The 18899-nt window shown below is 52.6% G+C and carries 18 protein-coding genes and 1 pseudogene; 5 read left to right on the forward strand and 14 right to left on the reverse strand.

Features of this window, described 5'->3' with window-relative positions; translation table 11 throughout:
• Window positions 1-8: 8 nt before the first annotated feature.
• The 3 genes from L463_RS05730 to aspS are packed head-to-tail and all read right to left on the reverse strand — an operon-like array spanning window position 9 to window position 2994.
• The gene (locus L463_RS05730) at window positions 9-749 is read right to left on the reverse strand and encodes a YebC/PmpR family DNA-binding transcriptional regulator (RefSeq protein WP_003859747.1); all 741 of its coding nucleotides are present in this window, start codon (window positions 747-749) and stop codon (window positions 9-11) included.
• A gap of 27 nt (window positions 750-776) precedes the next feature.
• Window positions 777-1220: a dihydroneopterin triphosphate diphosphatase gene (gene nudB / locus L463_RS05725; RefSeq protein WP_023296808.1), complete on the reverse strand. Its 444-nt coding sequence runs from the start codon at window positions 1218-1220 to the stop codon at window positions 777-779.
• A gap of 1 nt (window position 1221) precedes the next feature.
• Complete coding sequence (gene aspS / locus L463_RS05720) at window positions 1222-2994, reverse strand: aspartate--tRNA ligase (protein ID WP_017384352.1); 1773 nt, start codon at window positions 2992-2994, stop codon at window positions 1222-1224.
• A gap of 262 nt (window positions 2995-3256) precedes the next feature.
• Between aspS and L463_RS05715 the strand changes: the two genes are divergently transcribed.
• The 3 genes and pseudogenes from L463_RS05715 (at window position 3257) to L463_RS05710 (ending at window position 4427) form a co-directional block, all read left to right on the forward strand.
• Window positions 3257-3823 carry a hydrolase gene (locus tag L463_RS05715; RefSeq protein ID WP_015570278.1) on the forward strand — a complete coding sequence of 189 codons (567 nt, stop codon included), beginning with the start codon at window positions 3257-3259 and terminating at the stop codon, window positions 3821-3823.
• A pseudogene (locus L463_RS24620) lies at window positions 3820-3915 on the forward strand (hypothetical protein); the annotation flags it as partial. The gene L463_RS05715 and the pseudogene L463_RS24620, both read left to right, overlap by 4 nt.
• Before the next feature lie 272 nt (window positions 3916-4187).
• Window positions 4188-4427, forward strand: a complete 240-nt coding sequence (locus L463_RS05710; protein WP_017384354.1) for a DinI family protein — start codon at window positions 4188-4190, stop codon at window positions 4425-4427.
• An 86-nt stretch (window positions 4428-4513) separates the two neighbouring features.
• On the opposite strand, the gene L463_RS0122910 is transcribed toward L463_RS05710, so the two are convergent.
• On the reverse strand, window positions 4514-4939 hold the full coding sequence (locus L463_RS0122910) for a site-specific integrase (RefSeq protein ID WP_123906383.1): 426 nt from the start codon (window positions 4937-4939) through the stop codon (window positions 4514-4516).
• 226 nt (window positions 4940-5165) lie between these two features.
• Between L463_RS0122910 and L463_RS24750 the strand changes: the two genes are divergently transcribed.
• Window positions 5166-5273, forward strand: coding sequence for a YnaM/YnfT family protein (locus L463_RS24750; RefSeq protein WP_350223618.1), 108 nt, complete (start codon window positions 5166-5168; stop codon window positions 5271-5273).
• On the opposite strand, the gene L463_RS05705 is transcribed toward L463_RS24750, so the two are convergent.
• Window positions 5270-5845 (reverse strand): recombinase family protein, encoded by a 576-nt coding sequence (locus L463_RS05705; protein ID WP_026080690.1) that lies wholly within the window; start codon window positions 5843-5845, stop codon window positions 5270-5272. The two genes, L463_RS24750 and L463_RS05705, sit on opposite strands and share 4 nt — an antisense overlap.
• A gap of 130 nt (window positions 5846-5975) precedes the next feature.
• Between L463_RS05705 and L463_RS05700 the strand changes: the two genes are divergently transcribed.
• Entirely contained in the window at window positions 5976-6716 is a 741-nt protein-coding gene (locus L463_RS05700; RefSeq protein ID WP_017384357.1) for a phage tail fiber protein, read from the forward strand.
• Here L463_RS05700 and L463_RS05695 read toward each other — a convergent pair.
• The 9 genes from L463_RS05695 to L463_RS05655 are packed head-to-tail and all read right to left on the reverse strand — an operon-like array spanning window position 6682 to window position 18783.
• Window positions 6682-7998 carry a phage tail fiber protein gene (locus L463_RS05695; protein ID WP_032673244.1) on the reverse strand — a complete coding sequence of 439 codons (1317 nt, stop codon included), beginning with the start codon at window positions 7996-7998 and terminating at the stop codon, window positions 6682-6684. The genes L463_RS05700 and L463_RS05695 overlap by 35 nt on opposite strands.
• Window positions 7999-8057: 59 nt before the next feature.
• A complete protein-coding gene (locus L463_RS05690; RefSeq protein ID WP_032104413.1) occupies window positions 8058-9023 on the reverse strand; it encodes a DUF6453 family protein in 966 nt (321 codons plus the stop codon).
• Window position 9024: 1 nt separating this feature from the next.
• On the reverse strand, window positions 9025-12606 hold the full coding sequence (locus L463_RS05685) for a TipJ family phage tail tip protein (RefSeq protein ID WP_032104412.1): 3582 nt from the start codon (window positions 12604-12606) through the stop codon (window positions 9025-9027).
• A 53-nt stretch (window positions 12607-12659) separates the two neighbouring features.
• Window positions 12660-13253: a tail assembly protein gene (locus tag L463_RS05680; protein WP_032104411.1), complete on the reverse strand. Its 594-nt coding sequence runs from the start codon at window positions 13251-13253 to the stop codon at window positions 12660-12662.
• Window positions 13254-13275: 22 nt separating this feature from the next.
• Complete coding sequence (locus tag L463_RS05675; protein WP_032104410.1) at window positions 13276-13623, reverse strand: hypothetical protein; 348 nt, start codon at window positions 13621-13623, stop codon at window positions 13276-13278.
• Between the two features lie 28 nt (window positions 13624-13651).
• Window positions 13652-14362, reverse strand: a complete 711-nt coding sequence (locus L463_RS05670) for a C40 family peptidase (RefSeq protein ID WP_032104409.1) — start codon at window positions 14360-14362, stop codon at window positions 13652-13654.
• A 1-nt stretch (window position 14363) separates the two neighbouring features.
• Window positions 14364-15122: a phage minor tail protein L gene (locus L463_RS05665; RefSeq protein WP_032104408.1), complete on the reverse strand. Its 759-nt coding sequence runs from the start codon at window positions 15120-15122 to the stop codon at window positions 14364-14366.
• Window positions 15119-15457, reverse strand: coding sequence for a phage tail protein (locus tag L463_RS05660; RefSeq protein WP_032104406.1), 339 nt, complete (start codon window positions 15455-15457; stop codon window positions 15119-15121). Before L463_RS05660 ends, L463_RS05665 begins: the two co-directional genes overlap by 4 nt.
• Entirely contained in the window at window positions 15457-18783 is a 3327-nt protein-coding gene (locus tag L463_RS05655; RefSeq protein ID WP_032104404.1) for a phage tail tape measure protein, read from the reverse strand. The genes L463_RS05660 and L463_RS05655 overlap by 1 nt, the downstream gene beginning before the upstream one ends.
• Window positions 18784-18899: the final 116 nt, after the last annotated feature.

Consider the following 18899-nt stretch of genomic DNA (forward strand, 5'->3'; position numbering starts at 1 on the left):
GGATCTCATCAGAGAGTCGCTGCAACCTCATCAGAGATTTCACCGTTGTGATACACTTCCTGCACGTCGTCGCAGTCTTCGAGCATGTCGATCAGACGCAGCAGTTTCGGTGCGGTTTCCGCATCCATGTCCGCTTTGGTAGACGGGATCATGGAGACTTCAGCGTTATCCGCCTTCAGGCCAGCCGCTTCCAGCGCATCGCGCACGGCACCCATCTCTTCCCATGCGGTGTAAACATCAATAGCACCGTCGTCGTAGGTCACCACGTCTTCCGCACCGGCTTCCAGCGCCGCTTCCATGATCGCATCTTCGTCGCCTTTCTCGAAGGAGATGACGCCTTTTTTGCTGAACAGGTACGCTACGGAACCGTCAGTGCCCAGGTTGCCGCCGGTTTTGGTGAACGCGTGGCGCACTTCCGCAACGGTACGGTTACGGTTGTCGGACAGACACTCAACCATCACCGCCGTACCGCCAGGACCGTAACCTTCATAAATGATGGTTTCCATGTTCGCGTCTTCATCACCGCCCACGCCACGTGCGATTGCACGGTTCAGGGTGTCACGCGTCATGTTGTTAGACAGGGCTTTATCCACCGCTGCGCGCAGACGTGGGTTAGAGGCCGGATCGCCGCCGCCCAGACGCGCCGCTGTCACCAGCTCACGAATGATTTTGGTAAAGATTTTACCGCGTTTGGCATCCTGTGCCGCTTTGCGGTGTTTGGTGTTGGCCCACTTACTATGACCTGCCATAAAAAGTTCTCCAAAAATCGCGCCTTCTCAGGCAGCGTTAATTACAAATTCTTCAATCGCCTGCCGGTTGCTCCACGACTTGGTCAGTGCGGCGGCATCCGCCGCATTCACCCAGCGGTAGGTCAGGTGTTCCGTGAACACGATCTCCCGCTCATGGGGAAGCGCAAGGCAGAACCACGATTCCGTATTGCGCTCAATGCCCGGTGCATAGCGATGACGTAAATGGCTAAAAATTTCAAACTCCACCGTGCGCTGACAGTCCTTCAGGGTCAGTTGCTCGTAAGCAACATCAATGGCGACCTCTTCCTTTACTTCACGCGCGGCGGCCTGCGGCGCGGTCTCCCCCTCTTCCAGGCTGCCGGTAACCGACTGCCAGAAATCCGGATCGTCGCGCCGCTGCAACATCAGCACCCGCTTCGTGTCTTCTGCATAAATGACCACCAGAACCGAAACGGGACGCTTATATGCCATATCAGTTTTTCTCTTCCTTCTTCACCACCTCAATGCCCAGCTCAGCCAGCGCGGCCGGGTTGGCAAAGCTTGGCGCTTCAGTCATCAGACACGCCGCTGCGGTGGTTTTCGGGAAGGCGATCACATCACGGATGTTGTCGGTGCCGGTCAGCAGCATGGTCAGACGGTCAAGACCGAAGGCCAGACCCGCGTGCGGAGGGGTACCGTACTTCAGGGCGTCCAGCAGGAAGCCAAACTTCTCGCGCTGCTCCTGCTCGTTAATGCCCAGAATGCCGAACACGGTCTGCTGCATTTCACCGCTGTGAATACGCACGGAACCGCCGCCCACTTCGTAGCCGTTGATGACCATATCGTAGGCGTTTGCCACCGCGTCTTCCGGCGCTGCTTTCAGCTCTGCCGCCGTCATCTCTTTTGGCGAGGTGAACGGGTGGTGCATCGCGGTCAGGCCGCCTTCACCGTCGTCTTCGAACATCGGGAAGTCGATTACCCACAGCGGCGCCCATTTGCTTTCGTCGGTCAGGTTCAGGTCTTTGCCGAGCTTCAGACGCAGCGCGCCCATCGCATCCGCAACCACTTTCTTGTTGTCTGCACCGAAGAAGATCATGTCGCCGTCCTGCGCGCCGGTGCGCTCAAGGATCGCTTCCACGATGTCCGCATTCAGGAATTTCGCCACCGGGCTGGTGATGCCTTCCAGACCTTTTGCACGCTCGGTTACTTTAATATAGGCCAGACCTTTCGCGCCGTAGATCTTGATGAAGTTGCCGTAGTCGTCAATCTGCTTACGGCTCAGGGCAGCACCGCCCGGAACGCGCAGGGCAGCCACGCGGCCTTTCGGATCGTTAGCCGGGCCAGCAAAGACCGCGAACTCAACGGCTTTCACCAGGTCTGCCACGTCCACCAGCTCCATCGGGTTACGCAGGTCTGGTTTGTCAGAACCGTAGCGACGCTCGGCTTCCGCGAAGGTCATGACAGGGAAATCGCCCAGCTCAACGCCTTTCACGTCGTTCCACAGGCTACGCACCAGGGCTTCCATCACCTCACGCACCTGCTCAGCGGTCATGAAGGAGGTTTCCACATCGATCTGGGTAAATTCTGGCTGACGGTCAGCGCGCAGGTCTTCGTCGCGGAAGCATTTCACGATCTGATAGTAGCGATCGAAGCCGGACATCATCAGCAGCTGTTTGAAAAGCTGTGGTGACTGCGGCAGCGCGTAGAATTTGCCTTTATGGACGCGGGATGGCACCAGGTAGTCGCGCGCGCCTTCCGGCGTGGCTTTGGTCAGCATCGGGGTTTCGATATCAAGGAAACCGTGGTCATCCATAAAACGGCGCACCAGGCTGGTGATTTTCGCACGGGTTTTCAGGCGCTGAGCCATTTCCGGACGACGCAGATCCAGGTAGCGGTATTTCAGACGCGCTTCTTCGGTGTTGACGTGGTTGGAGTCCAGCGGCAACGCTTCCGCGCGGTTGATGATCGTCAGATCGGACGCCAGCACTTCGATAGCGCCGGTCGCCATGTCGGCGTTGACGTTTTTCTCGTCACGCGCACGCACGGTGCCCGTCACCTGAATGCAGAACTCATTGCGCAGCTCAGAAGCCAGCTTCAACGCATCAGCGCGATCCGGATCGAAGAACACCTGAACGATACCTTCGCGGTCACGCATATCAATAAAGATAAGGCTACCAAGATCGCGACGACGATTGACCCAACCACACAGGGTGACCTGCTGCCCGACGTGGGACTGACGCAGCTGCCCGCAATATTCTGTACGCATGAGATATCCCTTAATTAGCCGCAGGCTGATTGTCGCCTGTCTCGCAGGCTACGATGTCGCAGCTTTCTGTATGTCACAACTGGATGAAAAAAGGCGGCTATTATACTGGAAATTCTGCCGCACGATAAGAGCGAAGCACGGCCTGACGCGCGTTTGCTGAACTCTTATTGCCTATTCTCACAAAAATTAACAAAATTATCCGACCGATAACAGGCCATCACGTCGTAAGGTGTAGAAAAGCAATCATTTGACGGGAGTGACGATGTTTACACTTGATGCCACCAAAACAGCCCTTGTGGTCATTGATTTACAGGAAGGCATTCTGCCTTTTGCCGGTGGTCCGCACACCGCTGACGATGTGGTCAGCCGCGCTGCGCGCCTGGCAGAAAAATGCCGCGCCAGCGGCTCGCCTGTTGTTATGGTGCGCGTCGGCTGGTCCGCTGATTTCGCCGAAGCGTTAAAACAGCCGGTTGATGCCAAGGCCCCGGCGCAGGCGCTGCCGGACAACTGGTGGACATATCCTGTCTCGCTCGGTAAACGCGACAGCGATATAGAAGTTACCAAACGCCAGTGGGGCGCATTCTACGGCACCGACCTGGAGCTCCAGCTGCGCCGTCGCGGGATCGACACAATTATTCTGTGCGGGATCTCCACCAACATCGGTGTGGAATCCACCGCCCGTAACGCCTGGGAGCTGGGCTTTAACCTGGTGATCGCGGAAGATGCGTGCAGCGCAGCCTCTGCGGATCAGCACCAGGGCAGCATGACCCATATCTTCCCGCGTATCGGTCGCGTGCGCAGTACGGATGAGATCCTCAGCGCGCTATGATGTACGTGGGCCTGCCCCAGTGGTCGCACCCGAAATGGGTGCGCCTGGGTATTACCAGCCTTGAAGAGTATGCCCGACACTTTAACTGCGTGACGCGGCAATTTTAAAAATCACTAAAGAACGCCCAAGAGCATGTGTATTCTTTATGATTATCAATGACATAAAATTAACTTCATATGAAAATCACCAAAGTTCATATGAGTAAAAATGTCCCACTCATGCCCCAAACCGTCTCAAAAACAATTTTTTTGCCCCATCCATGCCCCATAGCTCTCTTCTGAAATGCTATATACCTAACCGTTGACACTGTACAAATAACCAGTATAAATTCTCTTTAAAAATACAGTCGTTTCCGGAGGTCTTTATGTTCGTTGAGCTGGTCTATGACAAGCGTAATGTTGATGGTTTGGTTGGCGCCAGAGAGATTATTCTGGCAGAGCTGACGAAGCGAGTGCACCAGATCTTCCCTGATGCCGAAGTGAGGGTGAAGCCGATGCAGGCGAACGGCTTGAATAGCGATGCCAGCAAAAGCGATCGGGAAAAGCTGAACCGCATGCTGGAGGAAATGTTTGAAGACGCAAATATGTGGCTGGTGAATGATTAGCAAAGCCCGTGTTCGCTTCGTGCATACCTTCAACTACGCAGACATGCACCACTACCCATCGTACTTTTCCGATATTGAACGGCACTTCATCTTAGTGGCGTTAAATAATAAGCACTTTTACTACTCACTGTTTTTGCGGTCACTCCAATAGATGCCCTTTTCAGTGCCGCATTAAATGCAACTAACGTTACCGGTCTTGGAGTTGTCTTGGTACGATGTGAATGGCTCTGAAACAAAAACACATCTTCAGGATACTTCTCCCTGCGGGAGTGGAGAATTCTTTTAACTCCTGGCTTAAGAGCAATGCATCTTTCCCTCAGTCCTTTTGTGGCTGAAAGAACAAGAATATCATGGCTCACATCATCAAACTTTGCCCCAAGAAGCTGTCCGGGCTTAGCCTGACTCAGATACAACATTGCCCAGAGATCTGACCATGTATCAGAAATATTCTCAAGATTCCGCTTGATAGCAATAAATTCAACTACGGTAAGCCCCCACACATCTCTCATCATTCCTTTCAGTAGATCCTCTTGTTACATGAAGCTTATGTACAAACAGAATCTTCATGGTTGTAACATTCAATATTCGAATTACCGAACAGTGCCCAGCAACCGTAGCTCATTTTTACATATGGCTGTCCGAAACATCAAACATCCTGCTCTCATACTAAGAATTTTTTGTTCTGAACGTTTGCAGTTCCGTATTGTCTAAATGAAAAGTTCATAAAAAAGGTTCAACATGGCAACGTTTATAATCGCAAGTACCGTAGTTGTTGCTCTTGGCTTGATAGTATTGAGCCTGATCAAAATTGGCATAAGCACATCGAATAACCCGGATGAATTTTAATGTGTTGAAGTTCGTGTAACGTCTTTATTTACTGGGAATTTTTTATATAGAGTACAAACGGCCACATCGTAAATGATCGCCACCTGCTTCCGATCCACTCCGTTTGCGATCAACCTGCCAGCCTGAGCCCATTGCTCAGGTGTCAATTTTGGCCGCCTCCCACCGATTCGCCCTTTCTCACGGGCTGCGGCCAACCCAGCCCGAGTGCGCTCCACTATCAACTCCCTCTCCATTTCAGCCAGAGCTGACATGATATGAAAGATGAAGCGGCCCATCGGGCTTGATGTATCAATGCTGTCCGTGAGGCTCTTGAAGTGGATGCCACGCTGACGTAGTTCATCCACCAGCAGCACCAAATTACGCATGCTACGACCAAGACGATCCAGCTTCCAGACCACAAGCGTATCGCCCTCATTCAGCGTTCTCAGAAGCTTTTTAAGCGCTGGTCGGTTTGCCACAGTACCGCTCATTTTTTCTTCGAAAATCTGTTCACATCCTGCGCGTTCGAGTGCTTGCTGCTGAAGATCCGTATTTTGGTCATTTGTTGACACCCTTACATAGCCAATTTGCATATTTTCCACCCAGTTATTTCTGCAAAAAAATCAGGTGAAGTTATCGGCATGGCTGCCGCAGGGCAATCTATAAAACGTCGGTTTGGGAAGTAGCGCCACGAAGGACGTTGGAACAGCCGCAGGAAACGTCATGCAGGTAGGCGCATTCAACCTTGGCGCTATCCAGGGGGACGGTCCAACCCTCGATAATATGGACGGGTTCACGCCTACCGGATTTACCTCACATCAAAATGATGGTCTGACTCAGTTGGGCCTGACATCGAATACAGGACTAACTTCCATCATTCTCAATCGGGGCAACAGGCCAACCAGAATACATCAGGCATACTCTCTACGTCGTACCTGGTTTTCATATTACAGCGGGATCGCATGGGCCTATCACGAAGCTTACACGACTGGTAATACGACAAAATCAAGCGATGGTACTTTGAAGGCGGCGTCCCCTGTCGCCCGTATTGTAAAATCCCGTGAGGACTGCCAGCGTGAGGACATTGATTCTGACGGTTTCAGCTGGTGTGGAGGTGGAACTGCCAATGAAGAAGCTGAAGGGATCAAGATTTCAAGACTGGATGTTGGTGTTTATGTCCTGACTGGTTCAGCGGGACTGGCCTCTGAGGGCTGGCAGTTATTGCCACCAATGGACCCTGGCGGCATGGGGGAACTGGGTGTAGTTGAAGCTGAGCAGACAGAAGGCGGTGGGCTGACGATTCGGCTTTTTAAGCGGAAATACATACTCAACGAAGAAGGCGAAATTGTTAAAACGAAAGGGGCTCCTATAGATGTTCCTGCCAACAGCTGGATCGACGTTCGCCTCGATATGCCTGATGATTCTGCCTTTAATCAGAGGATGAGTCAGGGACTTGAGCCATAGCCGCACGTTGATTCCAGATACTGTTTTGCGGCATCTCTACACGGACACTGACAAACTGATCGGCCGGAATGTCGGCCGGGTCTCCATCCGCGTAACCTTCCCGTGAGTTCCTCGCAAATGCCGGCGCTGTCGGGTATTCCCGGTGGAATGTTTTTACCAGCACTGACCCGTCGGCATTAACCTCATAGTCCAGCCAGATCAGGGCTTGTCCATTGCGATCTTTAGGGATATCAAACCCGCCATCAATCCCACCCCATTCTGCGTCAGAGTTCATACCCATGCAGCCCTCGATCAGATACTCTCCGGTTTTCATGCGAGTTACGGTACAGCCCTCTGATTCATCGTTAGTCTGGTATGCGCCATCAGAAAATACTTTGATCACCGGAGATGCAGCTTTGAGCGTTCCGTCGCTGGCTTTCGTGGTGTTCTGCGTCGAATAAAGGGTGTGCGTCGTGGAGAACCCGACGTTAGCATTACCCTGGATTGTTCCATTGCCCTGACGATACTTCAGTCCCTGAGAGGTTGAGGCAAGCTGCCACGATACATAGCCACCACCCGACGAATCATGCCAGCCACGGAGTGTTAACATGCCCGTGTAAGTATCAACTCCGCTGCCTCCACCCCATCCATTTCCTCCAAGCTGTATGCCAAAAGACATGCCGAGCGGATATTGTGAAATACCATCATAAGAGGCAAGGTTCCTGTAATCGCGATGAACCTGAGCCATAACAGCGGCTCCATTGATGTACGACGACACCGGGGCAAACTGACTATCAACGTCTCGTGTAGCGCTGTTTCCCAAACTGAGGTTTGTGCGAGCGTCAGCGGCATTCGTTGCCCCGGTCCCGCCGTCCGAAACTCCTACCGCCCCATTGCTCCCTTTCTGGACCATTTTGCCGATCGCCGGAATGGTTACACGAGCGCCGTTGATGGTAACGGTGATGTTCTGGTTTGCTGAGGTGGTGGCGAACGTCTCCCACGCGCCGATGTTTTCGTCATACTCGTTGATGAGCTGAGACATGCTCTGCGCCAGGCCGTCGACCGAGAGACTATCAGTAACAAGAATGCCGTATTTCTGTCCGCTCAACGCCGGAGACGCGGCAGGCGTAACCGTCAGTGACGTCGCACTGTTGATGGCGGTGATCTGAAACATCTGTACCGGGTTAGAAAGAACAAACAACGTCTGGCCAACCCGAATCTGACTGGCTGGCGCCGTCCAGTTCGTGCCGGTGCCGGTTGCGGTGTTTCCGTTAATGGCGATGGTGCCAGTGTTATAAAGCATATTTTCTCCAGGCAATAAAAAACCCCGCCGAAGCGAGGTTGATTAAAAAGACTGTTTATTCAGACGTACATATCGGGAAGAACGGGAAGGTTCAGTGGCGTTACCGTGTCATTACCAAAAATTGCATACCGCTCGCGCCCCAGATATTTCCCACCCTGAACTGAAGCACTGCCGTTCTGTATTTTTATTCCGAACATTCGATACACGTACATGCCATTAACTTCGTGAGCCATCAGCCCGAACCTACCCAGCGGAACATACCCGCTGCCGATGCTCACGGCATTTTTTGAAGGCGTCCAGAGCTGGTTGAGGTAGACGAAAGGCCGCTTTGTCGTTGAAAACGTGCAGGCCCCGGCTGCATTGAAGATGTTGAGCCCGGTGCCCGGCTGCGGCGCCACGCCACTGGCAAAGATGACAATATCTATCGTGCCGGTCGTTGGAGCATCATCGTTGGTGGATGGAGGGCTGAAGAACCTGACCGTGTTGCCATCGAAATCGACGGTGTTACCGCTATTACAGCGCCCAAAGACGATATATTTGGACTTGTCGTACCCCGCTATCGTGGGAACTGCCCAGCCGCCTGTGGGGACATTGACGGTCCCCTTCCAGATACACTGCCCTGACTGCGTGGCATTGGTTATTGAGGTGAAGTCAGTGCTGTTGCTTATGAGCAGTCCCACCCCACTACGCTGGCCTGACGGAAATATCTGCCAGAGGCTTCCGGGGAACGTGTACGTACTCTCACGCTCACTGATACTTACATCCTTCATCGTGGAGTTCTGCGTTACGCGGCCACCGGATATGGTGACCGAGTTCATTTTATGAAGCAGCCCTGAATCAAGGTAAGCCGTCGCGTGAGGGATAAACAGCACCTGCGCCCCGGAAACATAACCGGCAACATCAGCGTACTTGGCTTTCTGGTAGCCACTGTCAAAGTTGGCCCCAAACGACGGGCATCGCAGGCCCGCAGTTATCTCCATGCGCTTTCCGCCGTCATTCAGGTCAATCAGTAGTCCTGTCGGCATTTTATGTCCACGTCCCCAGTACGATGCGGCCGCCACCCGGAATATTAATGGTTACGCCATTACCATTAATCACCGTTGTATTGCCGGAGCCATTGAAAGAAAAATTACCGTTTGTGGCGTAAATCGAGCCGCGAACGGTCACGTTGTTAAACGTCGCGTAGCCAGATTTGTTGATGTGCCAGCCAACGTTCCCTGTGCCGTCCCAGGTTGAAGATTGGATATAGCTGCCGATCTTGGCGTTTCCAATCGTCCCGTCTCCAATAACCGTGTCCCGAATTATGGTCTGCCCATTCTGGATAACGAAAGGAAGCGTAACGGTCGCTCCGGCCTGGTGCGTTACGGCGAAGCGGTCAGCCAGGAAGATAACCTGCGACTGCATGCCGGACGGCGTATTCTCAACGCCGATCCCCATCCCTGCCGCGTAAAGCTGACCATTGCTGGATAACCCGACCTTAATGCTGTACATCGCCTTCAGGTCGCCGTTGACGTTCGCAATGGCCTGCGCGTTGGTGGTGATCGCTGAAGTGTGCCCGTTGATGGTCGCCGTGATGCCGTTTATCTGCGTGGCGGTGGCCTGCTGATAATCGGAGAACGTCTGGTTCAGGCTGTTGATGGATGCCTTGTTGCCGTTCACGTCAGTCTGCAAACTCAGCAGCGAACGCGCCGTTGCCTCCTTCTCGCTGACGATCACCTCATCAATGCGGTCCAGCTGCGCGCTGTTACCGGCGACCGATGCCGACAGCGTTTTGCGCGCCGCTACCTGCGCCAGATTGCCCTGAATAATCGCGATGGCAGAGTTCTTCACTCCTCCCGTCATACCGTCCACAGACACGCTGATGTTATCGATTCGCTGACCCAGCGCGGTATCAGCAGTCGCCACTGTCTGCTCAAGTTCGTTCAGAGAAGAAGACACATCTCCGACCGTGCTCGACAGGTTTGTAACGCTGGTCTGAACCTTCCCGATATCCTGGGCATTTTGGGCAATTTTCTGCGCCTGTTGCTCCAGTTCGTCGTTGGCCTGTTTGATGTCGTTTGCCATGCCAGCAATTTTTTCATTGCTGTCCACCGCGTTCTCGATCAGGTCTTTGAACGTATCGGAGCCTTTCATGTCCTCCAGAATGGCATCGGTGATATCGGATACATCAATGCTGGCCTGTCCGCGCACAAAGTCTGTATACCCTGATTCGTTTCCGCTGCGGTCCACCAGCTGCGCGCGGTACCAGAAAATTTGCCCTGCCTTAAGGCCCATCTGCTGATACTTGCGCTGCGGATAGGGTACATCTGCCAGCAGCATCGCATCGTCTTCGGTACCGGTCAGGCTGTACTGAATTTCCGTCTTCAGCGTGTCGTCGGTATTCGCCGGAAATCCCCAGCTCAGTTCGATACCAAATACCACATTATCGGAAGCGATGAAGCCGACCGGTTTCGGCGGATTGCCCACTTTACCGGTCAGCGTTTTCTCTTCTGAATAGCCCCATCCGGACGAGATTTCTGCGGCATTGATTGCGCGCACGCGCACCAGGTAGCGCCCGGCATATATCCCCGGTACGTCGAATGACGTTGTAGAGCTGCGCGGCACGTTAACCCAGTTCCCGTCGTTGCGGCGCCATTGCGCTTCATAGGCGATAGCGTTCTGCGCCTGGTCCCAGCTCACGCGCATCGTTTCGACGCTGATATTTTGCTGCACCACAGAAAACGAGCTGATCACGATGTTCGCAGGCGGCGACTGGTTGCCCGGCGGGATCACGCTCACCGGCCGCTGGTCAATGATGGCTCCGGTATCGATTCGGGCATATTTATCCGGATCGTGCCATGCACCGGTAATGGTGAAAGTGCCATCATCGTTATCAGCGACGCTCACAACACGATACTGCTGCGCGTAGAGTTCGTTTGACTCAACCACCCAGACAGCTTCGGCCTGAGGCGTCTCACTGTACGCGGTGGTTACTGTGACCGATTCCCCGTTAACCGCCTGAATGGTCCTGCTCTGTGACGCTCCGGAGGGAAGGTTGAGGATAAGACGATCACCTGCTGCTGCATCAGCTACACGGTCAAGTTTGATAACGCGACCGTTAACGGCGCTGATGCGACCGCCCATAACCTTTCCGGAAAGCAGCTCGTCTGCCACAGCGATGATATAGCCTGGCTGCGGTATGTTTCCGTCCAGCCCGACATCGAACGAAACAACGCGATCCTTGTTGTTGGTGAGAATACCCCAGCGCCCCTTTCGGTTCGCTTCTGACTGTCTGGTGCAGCCGATGGCTGTCATTTCCAGCTGATTGAAGCCGTACCGAGCCACCAGCGCCTGCTCGAATACGGGTTCCATCGCGTCAGCATAGGCGTTACCCGGATCGGACCATGAAACCAGCGCTGTAGTGTAGCGGGTTTTCGTGGTGCTGCTTGAATAGGTGAAGCGACCGCCAACAACGTTAGCGCGCGTGTAGCTGTAATCCACATCACGGGGCATATCGGCCAGAGCAACGATCTGATCGCCACCCCAGTACGTCATGCCACGGAATATGGCCGCAAAATCACGCAGGACTGTGTAAGCGTCGTTTCGGTCCTGGATGTACACGTTGCAGGTATAGCGTGGTTCTGTTCCATCGCCACCCTTACCGTCCGGAACCATCTGATCGCAATACTGGGCGACCTGATAAAGCGTCCATTTATCGATGTTAGCAGCAGTCAAACGGTGACCGAGGCCGAACCGGTCAGAAACAACCAGATCGTAAATTATCCACGCAGGGTTATCCGTCCATGCCCACTTAAACGCCCCGGTCCATGTCCCGCTGTAAGAGCGGGTTTCCGGGTCGTAAGTATCAGGAACCCGAATAACGCGGCCACGAGGCTCACAGGAGATCTGAGGTATAGAACCATTAAACTGGCTGGAGTCGAATTCAATGTACAGCAGCGCGGTGTTCGGATATCGCAATTTCGCATCAATCACCTCAGTGAAGCTCTGTAGCGTCATCGTGTCGCCGATTTTCGCGCTGTTGGCGTCAGCGGTAATTTTGCGTAGTCTGATTGTCCAGGTGCTGCCCACCTGAGGTAAATCAATACGGTGGCTACGCTCATAACCTGAGGTCGTTTTCCCGGTCACACTGGTATTGAGGACTGTCTGCCATGTCCCGCCGTCCGTCTGCAAGTCAATCGCATAATTAACCGAGTAACCAACCAGATCGCCATCGTCCTCCTGCTTGAAAAGCGATGGCCATTTCAGGCGTAAACGAACCGCTGAAAGCTGTGTATTGGTGAAGGTTCGTGTCCACGCTGTAGCGCTCGTTACCTCGGTTCCCACGCTGATTTCGTTTTCGGTACCGGGAATGCCCTGAATGTACTTCTGGGCCTGTGTACCCGCGCGAAATTCCCACGTAACGCCGCTGAAGTTTTGGGAGCCGTCGGAGTTCTCCAGCGCCGTTCCGTCCAGGTAGATATCCTTCCCGGTGAGCTGTCCAGCAAACTCCCCTTCCCCAAGCGCAACGAGAATCTTTGCCTTCGCTACAGATTGCAGATCATCAGGCTGTTCGGTAGGAGTTCGGGAACTGGAGCTCCCCCCTTTTCGTCCGGTAATTTTATTCGCCATATCGCGCCCATAAAAAAAGCCACCCGAAGGTGGCTTGTAAAAAGGTTTGTTATCTACTGCTGATCTTCGACATAAATCCCGGCGGAAATAATTGCCCCGCCGATTCGCCGGCGGCCGTAAAGGAGCGGAACCGGGTAACCCTGTGCGGCGGTATTTGTCACCCCGCCAAACGCATACGATGCACGGTTATCTGCGCTTTGTTTGCTGGCTAACCCTGTAGGCTGAGGCGAAAGCATCTGAACAACTCCACCCAACATCATGGCTGCACCAAATTTGTATCCAAACGCAGAAATCGGGTTTCCCGGTGCAAAATAACTGCCAATTGCAGATGCCGCAATAATTACTGCACCAAGAATAGTCTGTAGCAAACCATCCTTTTTACTTCCAATTATTACTGGAACAATTCTGATGACCTCTCCTGTAACTGGAAAACCAAGGTCGTCTACTCCAATATTCTTTTTACCTTTGAAGATGGCAAATGTTAGCCCGCGACTTTTGCTGCTAATCATATAGCTTTCAAATCCGGGAATAGTTTTAGCGAGGGCCGTTCCAGCTTCTGATACTTTATTGATAAGGCGATGGTGTATCTTTCCAAAGATCTTACCCGGCTCCCCACCTAGTTCAATTCGCGTCATTACCTCTTGCATCGTACCCTCGACTTTCTATTAGCTATTGTTCTGATTTATCTGCTCTAATCACAATATTACACTCTTTATTATTTAACTCTCCGGATTGACCAATGCTCCTTTGCGTTAAACAATCATTTGCAAGCTTTTTAACCGCTAATCTTGCATATACATCACCATTATTTGAAAGCAACCCAGTAATAAATTCATTATCAGATCTATTATGCTTTTGTTGTGCTTCCATCATCGCAATCATAAAGGCGTAATGGCTTACATAAGTTTCAGCAACAGAATTTGATTTTATTTCAGAATGACGCTCCAGATAATCGTCTACAGTTCCTGCGTATGAATTAAATGCTGTCAATAACAATACACTCAATACAAATTTCATGGTTTTGCTCCTTTGTTTTGAGCAAAGGTTAGCACAGAGATTTGTACCGTAGAATCTTCATCGTTCGTTCCTGCCAGTATCCACCATACGGCACGCGCTGACTCAGATGACCGTACAGGTGGTGCAGCAGCATATTGCCCTCCAGCAGAATTCCCGCGTGGTTCCACTTATCAGCCTGGACCTGCATGATCACCATATCGCCAGGTTTCGGCGGCCCGTCGAATTCACGGAATCCGCACTCGTACCAGCAATCCTGATAGAAGTTGTCCGGATAGTCTTTTTCCCACCAGGGATAATCAACCCGGTAATCGTGGAGTTCGATACCATGCGTTTGCCGGAAATAGCTCATTACCAGCCCCCAGCAGTCGAAGTGACCAAGCACAAAAGGACGCTCCAGCAACGGCAGCTCTCCGCGCGGCTGGATGGTGCGTAAATCCCCCTCCGGCCAGCTCACGATATGCCAGGGTAAAAGCGTTGCGTCGCATTGCGCTTTATCCAGTTCGCTCGGTTGCGTAGTGGCGTCAGGGTGACTGTGAACGATGGCGATCACCGTACCCCAGTCCTCAGCAGCTGCGTAATCTTCCGGGCAAAGGACAAAATTGTCCTCCGGCGTCGCGGCAAGATTCCGGCAAGGAAAATAACGTTCAACGCGGCTTTTCTGCGCCACCACACCACAGCACTCACGAGGATATTCAGCGGCGGCATGCGCCATAATCGCATCAATTGTTTTCTGACGCATATCAGCTCCTGATCAGCGACGTACCGGGGAACCCACCAAACGAGAGTTCGTTGCTTTCACCGAATCGAAGTTTGCAGGCCGTCAGCGTGCCGTTGCATTCATCCAGTGACGGATCGCTTACCGGGTTGTTGTTTTTGTCGAAATAGCGCGTACCGGCATAGTCGCAACCGTCGCCGGTGCGGTACTTATTACGAATGCACCATGTGCACAGGGAATGAAGCTGCCGCGTGGGGATCATTTGTCCCTGAAGATCCATGGGACTGGACAGTACAAACTCAATGGTTTCGCCAGCAAGCTCGGTCGTTTTCCCGTCGATATACCAGACCTGAAGTTTCTCCTGAGTCGGATCTGCTGTAGGGTTACCGCCTGCGAAGTTTTTCGCATCGAGATATTTTGCCTTTGTGTCGTGAATGGTGACCTTAGCCTGTAGCAAATCGTCATACGCAAGACACAGGGCAGAAATAGAGCTTTCGATGTTCGCGACCGTCAGTGATGGCGTCGCATTGCTGCCACTGGTCGATTTCTCCAGCCCTTCCAGCTGATACGGCCAGGCGGAATATTCATTACCCTGCCACCAGATTGGTTTCGCCGGGAGCTTGGCCTCTTCCCCGCCGGCGGCGACTATTTCCTCTTCGGTGTGGGGAATGTTGTAATTGTGAAAGCGGAGAACTTCCGTCAGTCCAAAAGAAGAACCGTCCAACTCAATCAGGCGAACGTCGTTCCCTGATTCCAGCTTCTGATAATCTGCGTTTAAGCTCATGGTTTAAATGCCTGGATGAATGTTGCAGTCAAAGACCAGTTGCCTCCCCCCATTGGGGAGGGCTTGTACTGTTTGCATCGATAGAGACCCAAGTCCTCTAGCGGCGGCTTCCATGCAAATGCTTTTGTTCCCTCATGACGATCAAGAAAGTCTTTGATCGACTTGATATAGGGTTCCAGGCCTACAAAGGTCAGATCCCAGCTTTGTGAGCGAGGGTTAAGTCCGTCACCGGATGTCTGGGTGTAACCATCTCCGAACTGCGCCTCACGCGTACGCATGGTGACGTCCTGAGAAGGATTCACCCTAGGGCTCCAGTTAAAAGTTTCCAGCGCCATTACCGCCTCCCGTTTGTACTGTTCCAGATTGCCCCTCCGGGACGAAGATCAGCCTGTATCAGCTTTCGGTATTCATCTCTGACAAAATTGCCTACGCTTTTACCGAATTTTTCCAGACCGCCAGATGATTGTGATGCAGTACTGCCATCGCCATTGATAGTGATGAATACCTGAGGAGCAGCACCTTCAGAGGCACCGCCTGACACTGCGCGAACCCCAAGTGAACCATCAGCTGCCCGAGTCAATGGCATGATCGCTTCTGGTCCTGCCTCACCCATTACTCCGGCACCTTTCGCGAATGCGAAAAAAGTAGGATTATCGACTACCTGGCCGCTATAGGCACTTAAGTCTGAGGAGGAATAAACGCCGCCTTTGGCATTGAACTGGAAATTGCTCCCATAATCGGCAATCGCTGTCCCTGAGCTGCCTGCCGTACTTCCCCCAACACCGCCAAGTACACTCGAACCAACCCCCATAATTGAACTCAGGATTGTATTTGTTACGAGCGCCTGTGCTGCCATATCGACGAGGTTTTGAATTATCGACTGAGTAAGCGTGGAGAAGAGGTTGATCACGCCCTCTTTAAAGGTCTGCGTTTTAGTCAGCAGCCCCGTCAGGACATTAGTGGTTCGCTCCCGGGTAGCCTCAACCAGTCCGATCGCCAGATTATTGAATTCACTCTGTGAGCGATATAATTCCAGCGCGGTCTGATACTGTGCATCAGCAGAATCTTTACTGCTCTTCTGCATCAGCATTTCGTATTGCTGCTTACTCAGCGCACCATTGCGATAATAGGTCTCTACCAGACTTTGCTGCTGTGCAAGTTGGTTCCTTTGCTGGGCAAGCGGATCAACGTCCCCGGCAAGCTCAAGCCGTGGTGCTGATAGAGCATTAGCCTGGGCCTGTAGGATTTGTCGGGATGTCTCCTGTGACAGTGTGACACGCGCAGCCATGTACTCTTTTTCAGTAAGCAAACGTGCATCAAGGAGAGACTTGAGCTCCTGGCTCGCTTCCTTCTCTTTATTGATGGCCGATCGTGCCGGGGAATACTGCTCAGCAAGTTCGTTACGTTGCTTCTGATAATTTTCAGCATTCATTAACAGCGCACGCTGTAGATCCTGCTGGCTTGCTCCATTTTTACGCGCCGCAGCGATCAGCTTTTCCTGACTGGCTTTCTCCTGAAGATCAATTTTTCCAAGACTGGTTGCATGAGCTTCTTCGATCTCCCTGCGCAACTGAAGATACTGATTGACCGTTTCCTTCCTAGCCTTTTGAGTATCTTCACCGGTCCATGGTGTGGTAACACCCTCTCCGGCTTTAGCTGTCTGAGCTGTGATATTTTTGATGTCATTCGCGAGCGATTTTGCTTGATCGGCGATCCCTGTCTGGACCAAAAATCGCGCCTTGCTGACATTCTCAAGGTTAGACTGTGTTGTCTCTAACCCTTTATTAACGGCTTCAAGGTCAGCTTCTGCCCGTTTCTTACTGTCCTCTACCCCTTTTTTCTGTCGGAATGGGTCAAATCCACCGAGGCTATCTAGTCTGCTGTCTGCGTCCTGAATTTCCTTGATGAGCTGGTTACGCTGAGTTACCTGATTTTCATACTGGTCTTGCAGGTCAATCTGCTTAACGGCGAGCTGTTTATCAGACATCTGCATCAGCGCAGCAGTGGTTTCAATGACAGCATCCTTGAGGTTAATTGCTGACTGTCGGGCATCCTTCGCCTGCTGATGAAAATACAGAAGTGCGGAGCCTGCCAGCATCGCAGCCCCAAAAGGTCCACCGACAAGCGCCAGGGCCCCGCGAGCGAGCCCCACAGCTACCGAGGCAGCACGAGCGGTCAGAGATACCTGACGATTAGCTGCTGCCAACTGCATTTTTGCACGAGTGGCCAGATTAGTTTGCTCGGTTTCTTCACGGATAAGTCGGTTAAACTCTCCCTGGTAATTTACGTTCAAACCATGCTGCCTGGCCGTTTTTTCCAGCTGACGGTAATAACCAAATTCCGCATCATTTCGCTTTAGCGTGGCAGAAGTAGCTTCCAGCGTTTTACGTGCACCATCAGCCTGAGCCGCTGCTGCTGCTTTAACGGCTGCCTGATTCTGCTGCCATGCGCTTATGTTTTCGCGAAGACCAGCTGTCAGTTTGGTCGAAAGAACCGGGATCAGTGTGTATAAGGCCACACTTGCAACCGCGTTGAAATTATCGGTAAGCAGGTTGATACCGTCAGTTACTGACTGAATGCCTGAACGAAGCGGTCCGGTACTACTTTGACCAATTTTAATGATCATGCCTTCAAAAGCACTGGTCAGCCCCATGATGTCGCCATTCAGGTTATTAACACGAATAGCGGCCTGCTCATGCGCAGTCTGTGTTCCAGTTAGGGCAAGGGTTAATGCGTTAAGTTTGCTGCGGTTGTCCACCAGCACTGATGCCGCGTTGATATTCTCAACACCGAACAGTTTTACAGCCTGAGCCGTAGAAAGGTTTTTCTTTGAGAGATTATCCAGAGCACCACTGAGCCCCACAACCGATGGTTTGAGCGTTTTGTCTGTACCTTTCTCAAGGGCAAGAATAACGTTTCTCAGCGCGGTTCCTGCTTCACCGCCTTTGATTTCACGCTCAGCCAGAACCTGAATCGCTGCGTTAAGCGTTTCAAATCCAACTCCTGCCTGTGCAGCGGCCACCCCACCATTTTTAATAGCCGCAGCTGTATCTGCGATTTCCGATGCCCCGAACTTGGCACCGGCAGCCAGCACGTTAATATAACGATCCGCTTCCTGAGCCCCGGCCCCGAACTGGTTAAGGGAAAGAGCCAGAGTGCGGGTTGCATCTGGCAAAGTTGAGCCTGCGGCCTGAGCAAGCGTTAGTGCGCTCTTTGTCGCCTCAGTAAGTCCGTCTGCGGTCTGAAGAAGTTCAGGTTTAGCGGACGCCATCAACTTCAGGGCTTCCACCGCCTGGCTCGCACTGTATTCAGTGCTACGCCCCATCTCCTGGGCGGCTTCATCAAGCGATTTTAACTGGGCGCCTGTAGCGCCGGTGATAGCCGAAAGGTCGGATAAAGCCTGTCCGTATTCACGCGTGGTAGTAATGATGGCGCCAAGTGATAAACCGGCACCGGCAAATCCCGCCAGGCGACCAGCAACACCCGCGATGGTTTTCCCCATCCGGGAATAGGCTTCATCTGTCCTTTTAGCATCTTCCTGTGCGTTACGGTTGAAACGCTTTGATGAGTTCTCAGCATCACCGTATGCACCCATCAGCTGAGATTTAAAATTGGCTGCGTTGAGATGCAGCCCGACGGCGAGGGAAGCAACGTCAGCCATTACATTAACGCTCTCATTACTGCCGCACACTGATCGTCAACATTACTGACTACAGCAGGAGGCGGGGTTTCAGGAGTCGGAGAAATCTCTTCACCGGGTCGGCTTATGGCACCAGT

The sequence above is a fragment of the Enterobacter sp. BIDMC 27 genome (genome assembly GCF_000534415.1).
Taxonomy (GTDB): Bacteria; Pseudomonadota; Gammaproteobacteria; order Enterobacterales; family Enterobacteriaceae; genus Enterobacter; species Enterobacter hormaechei_C.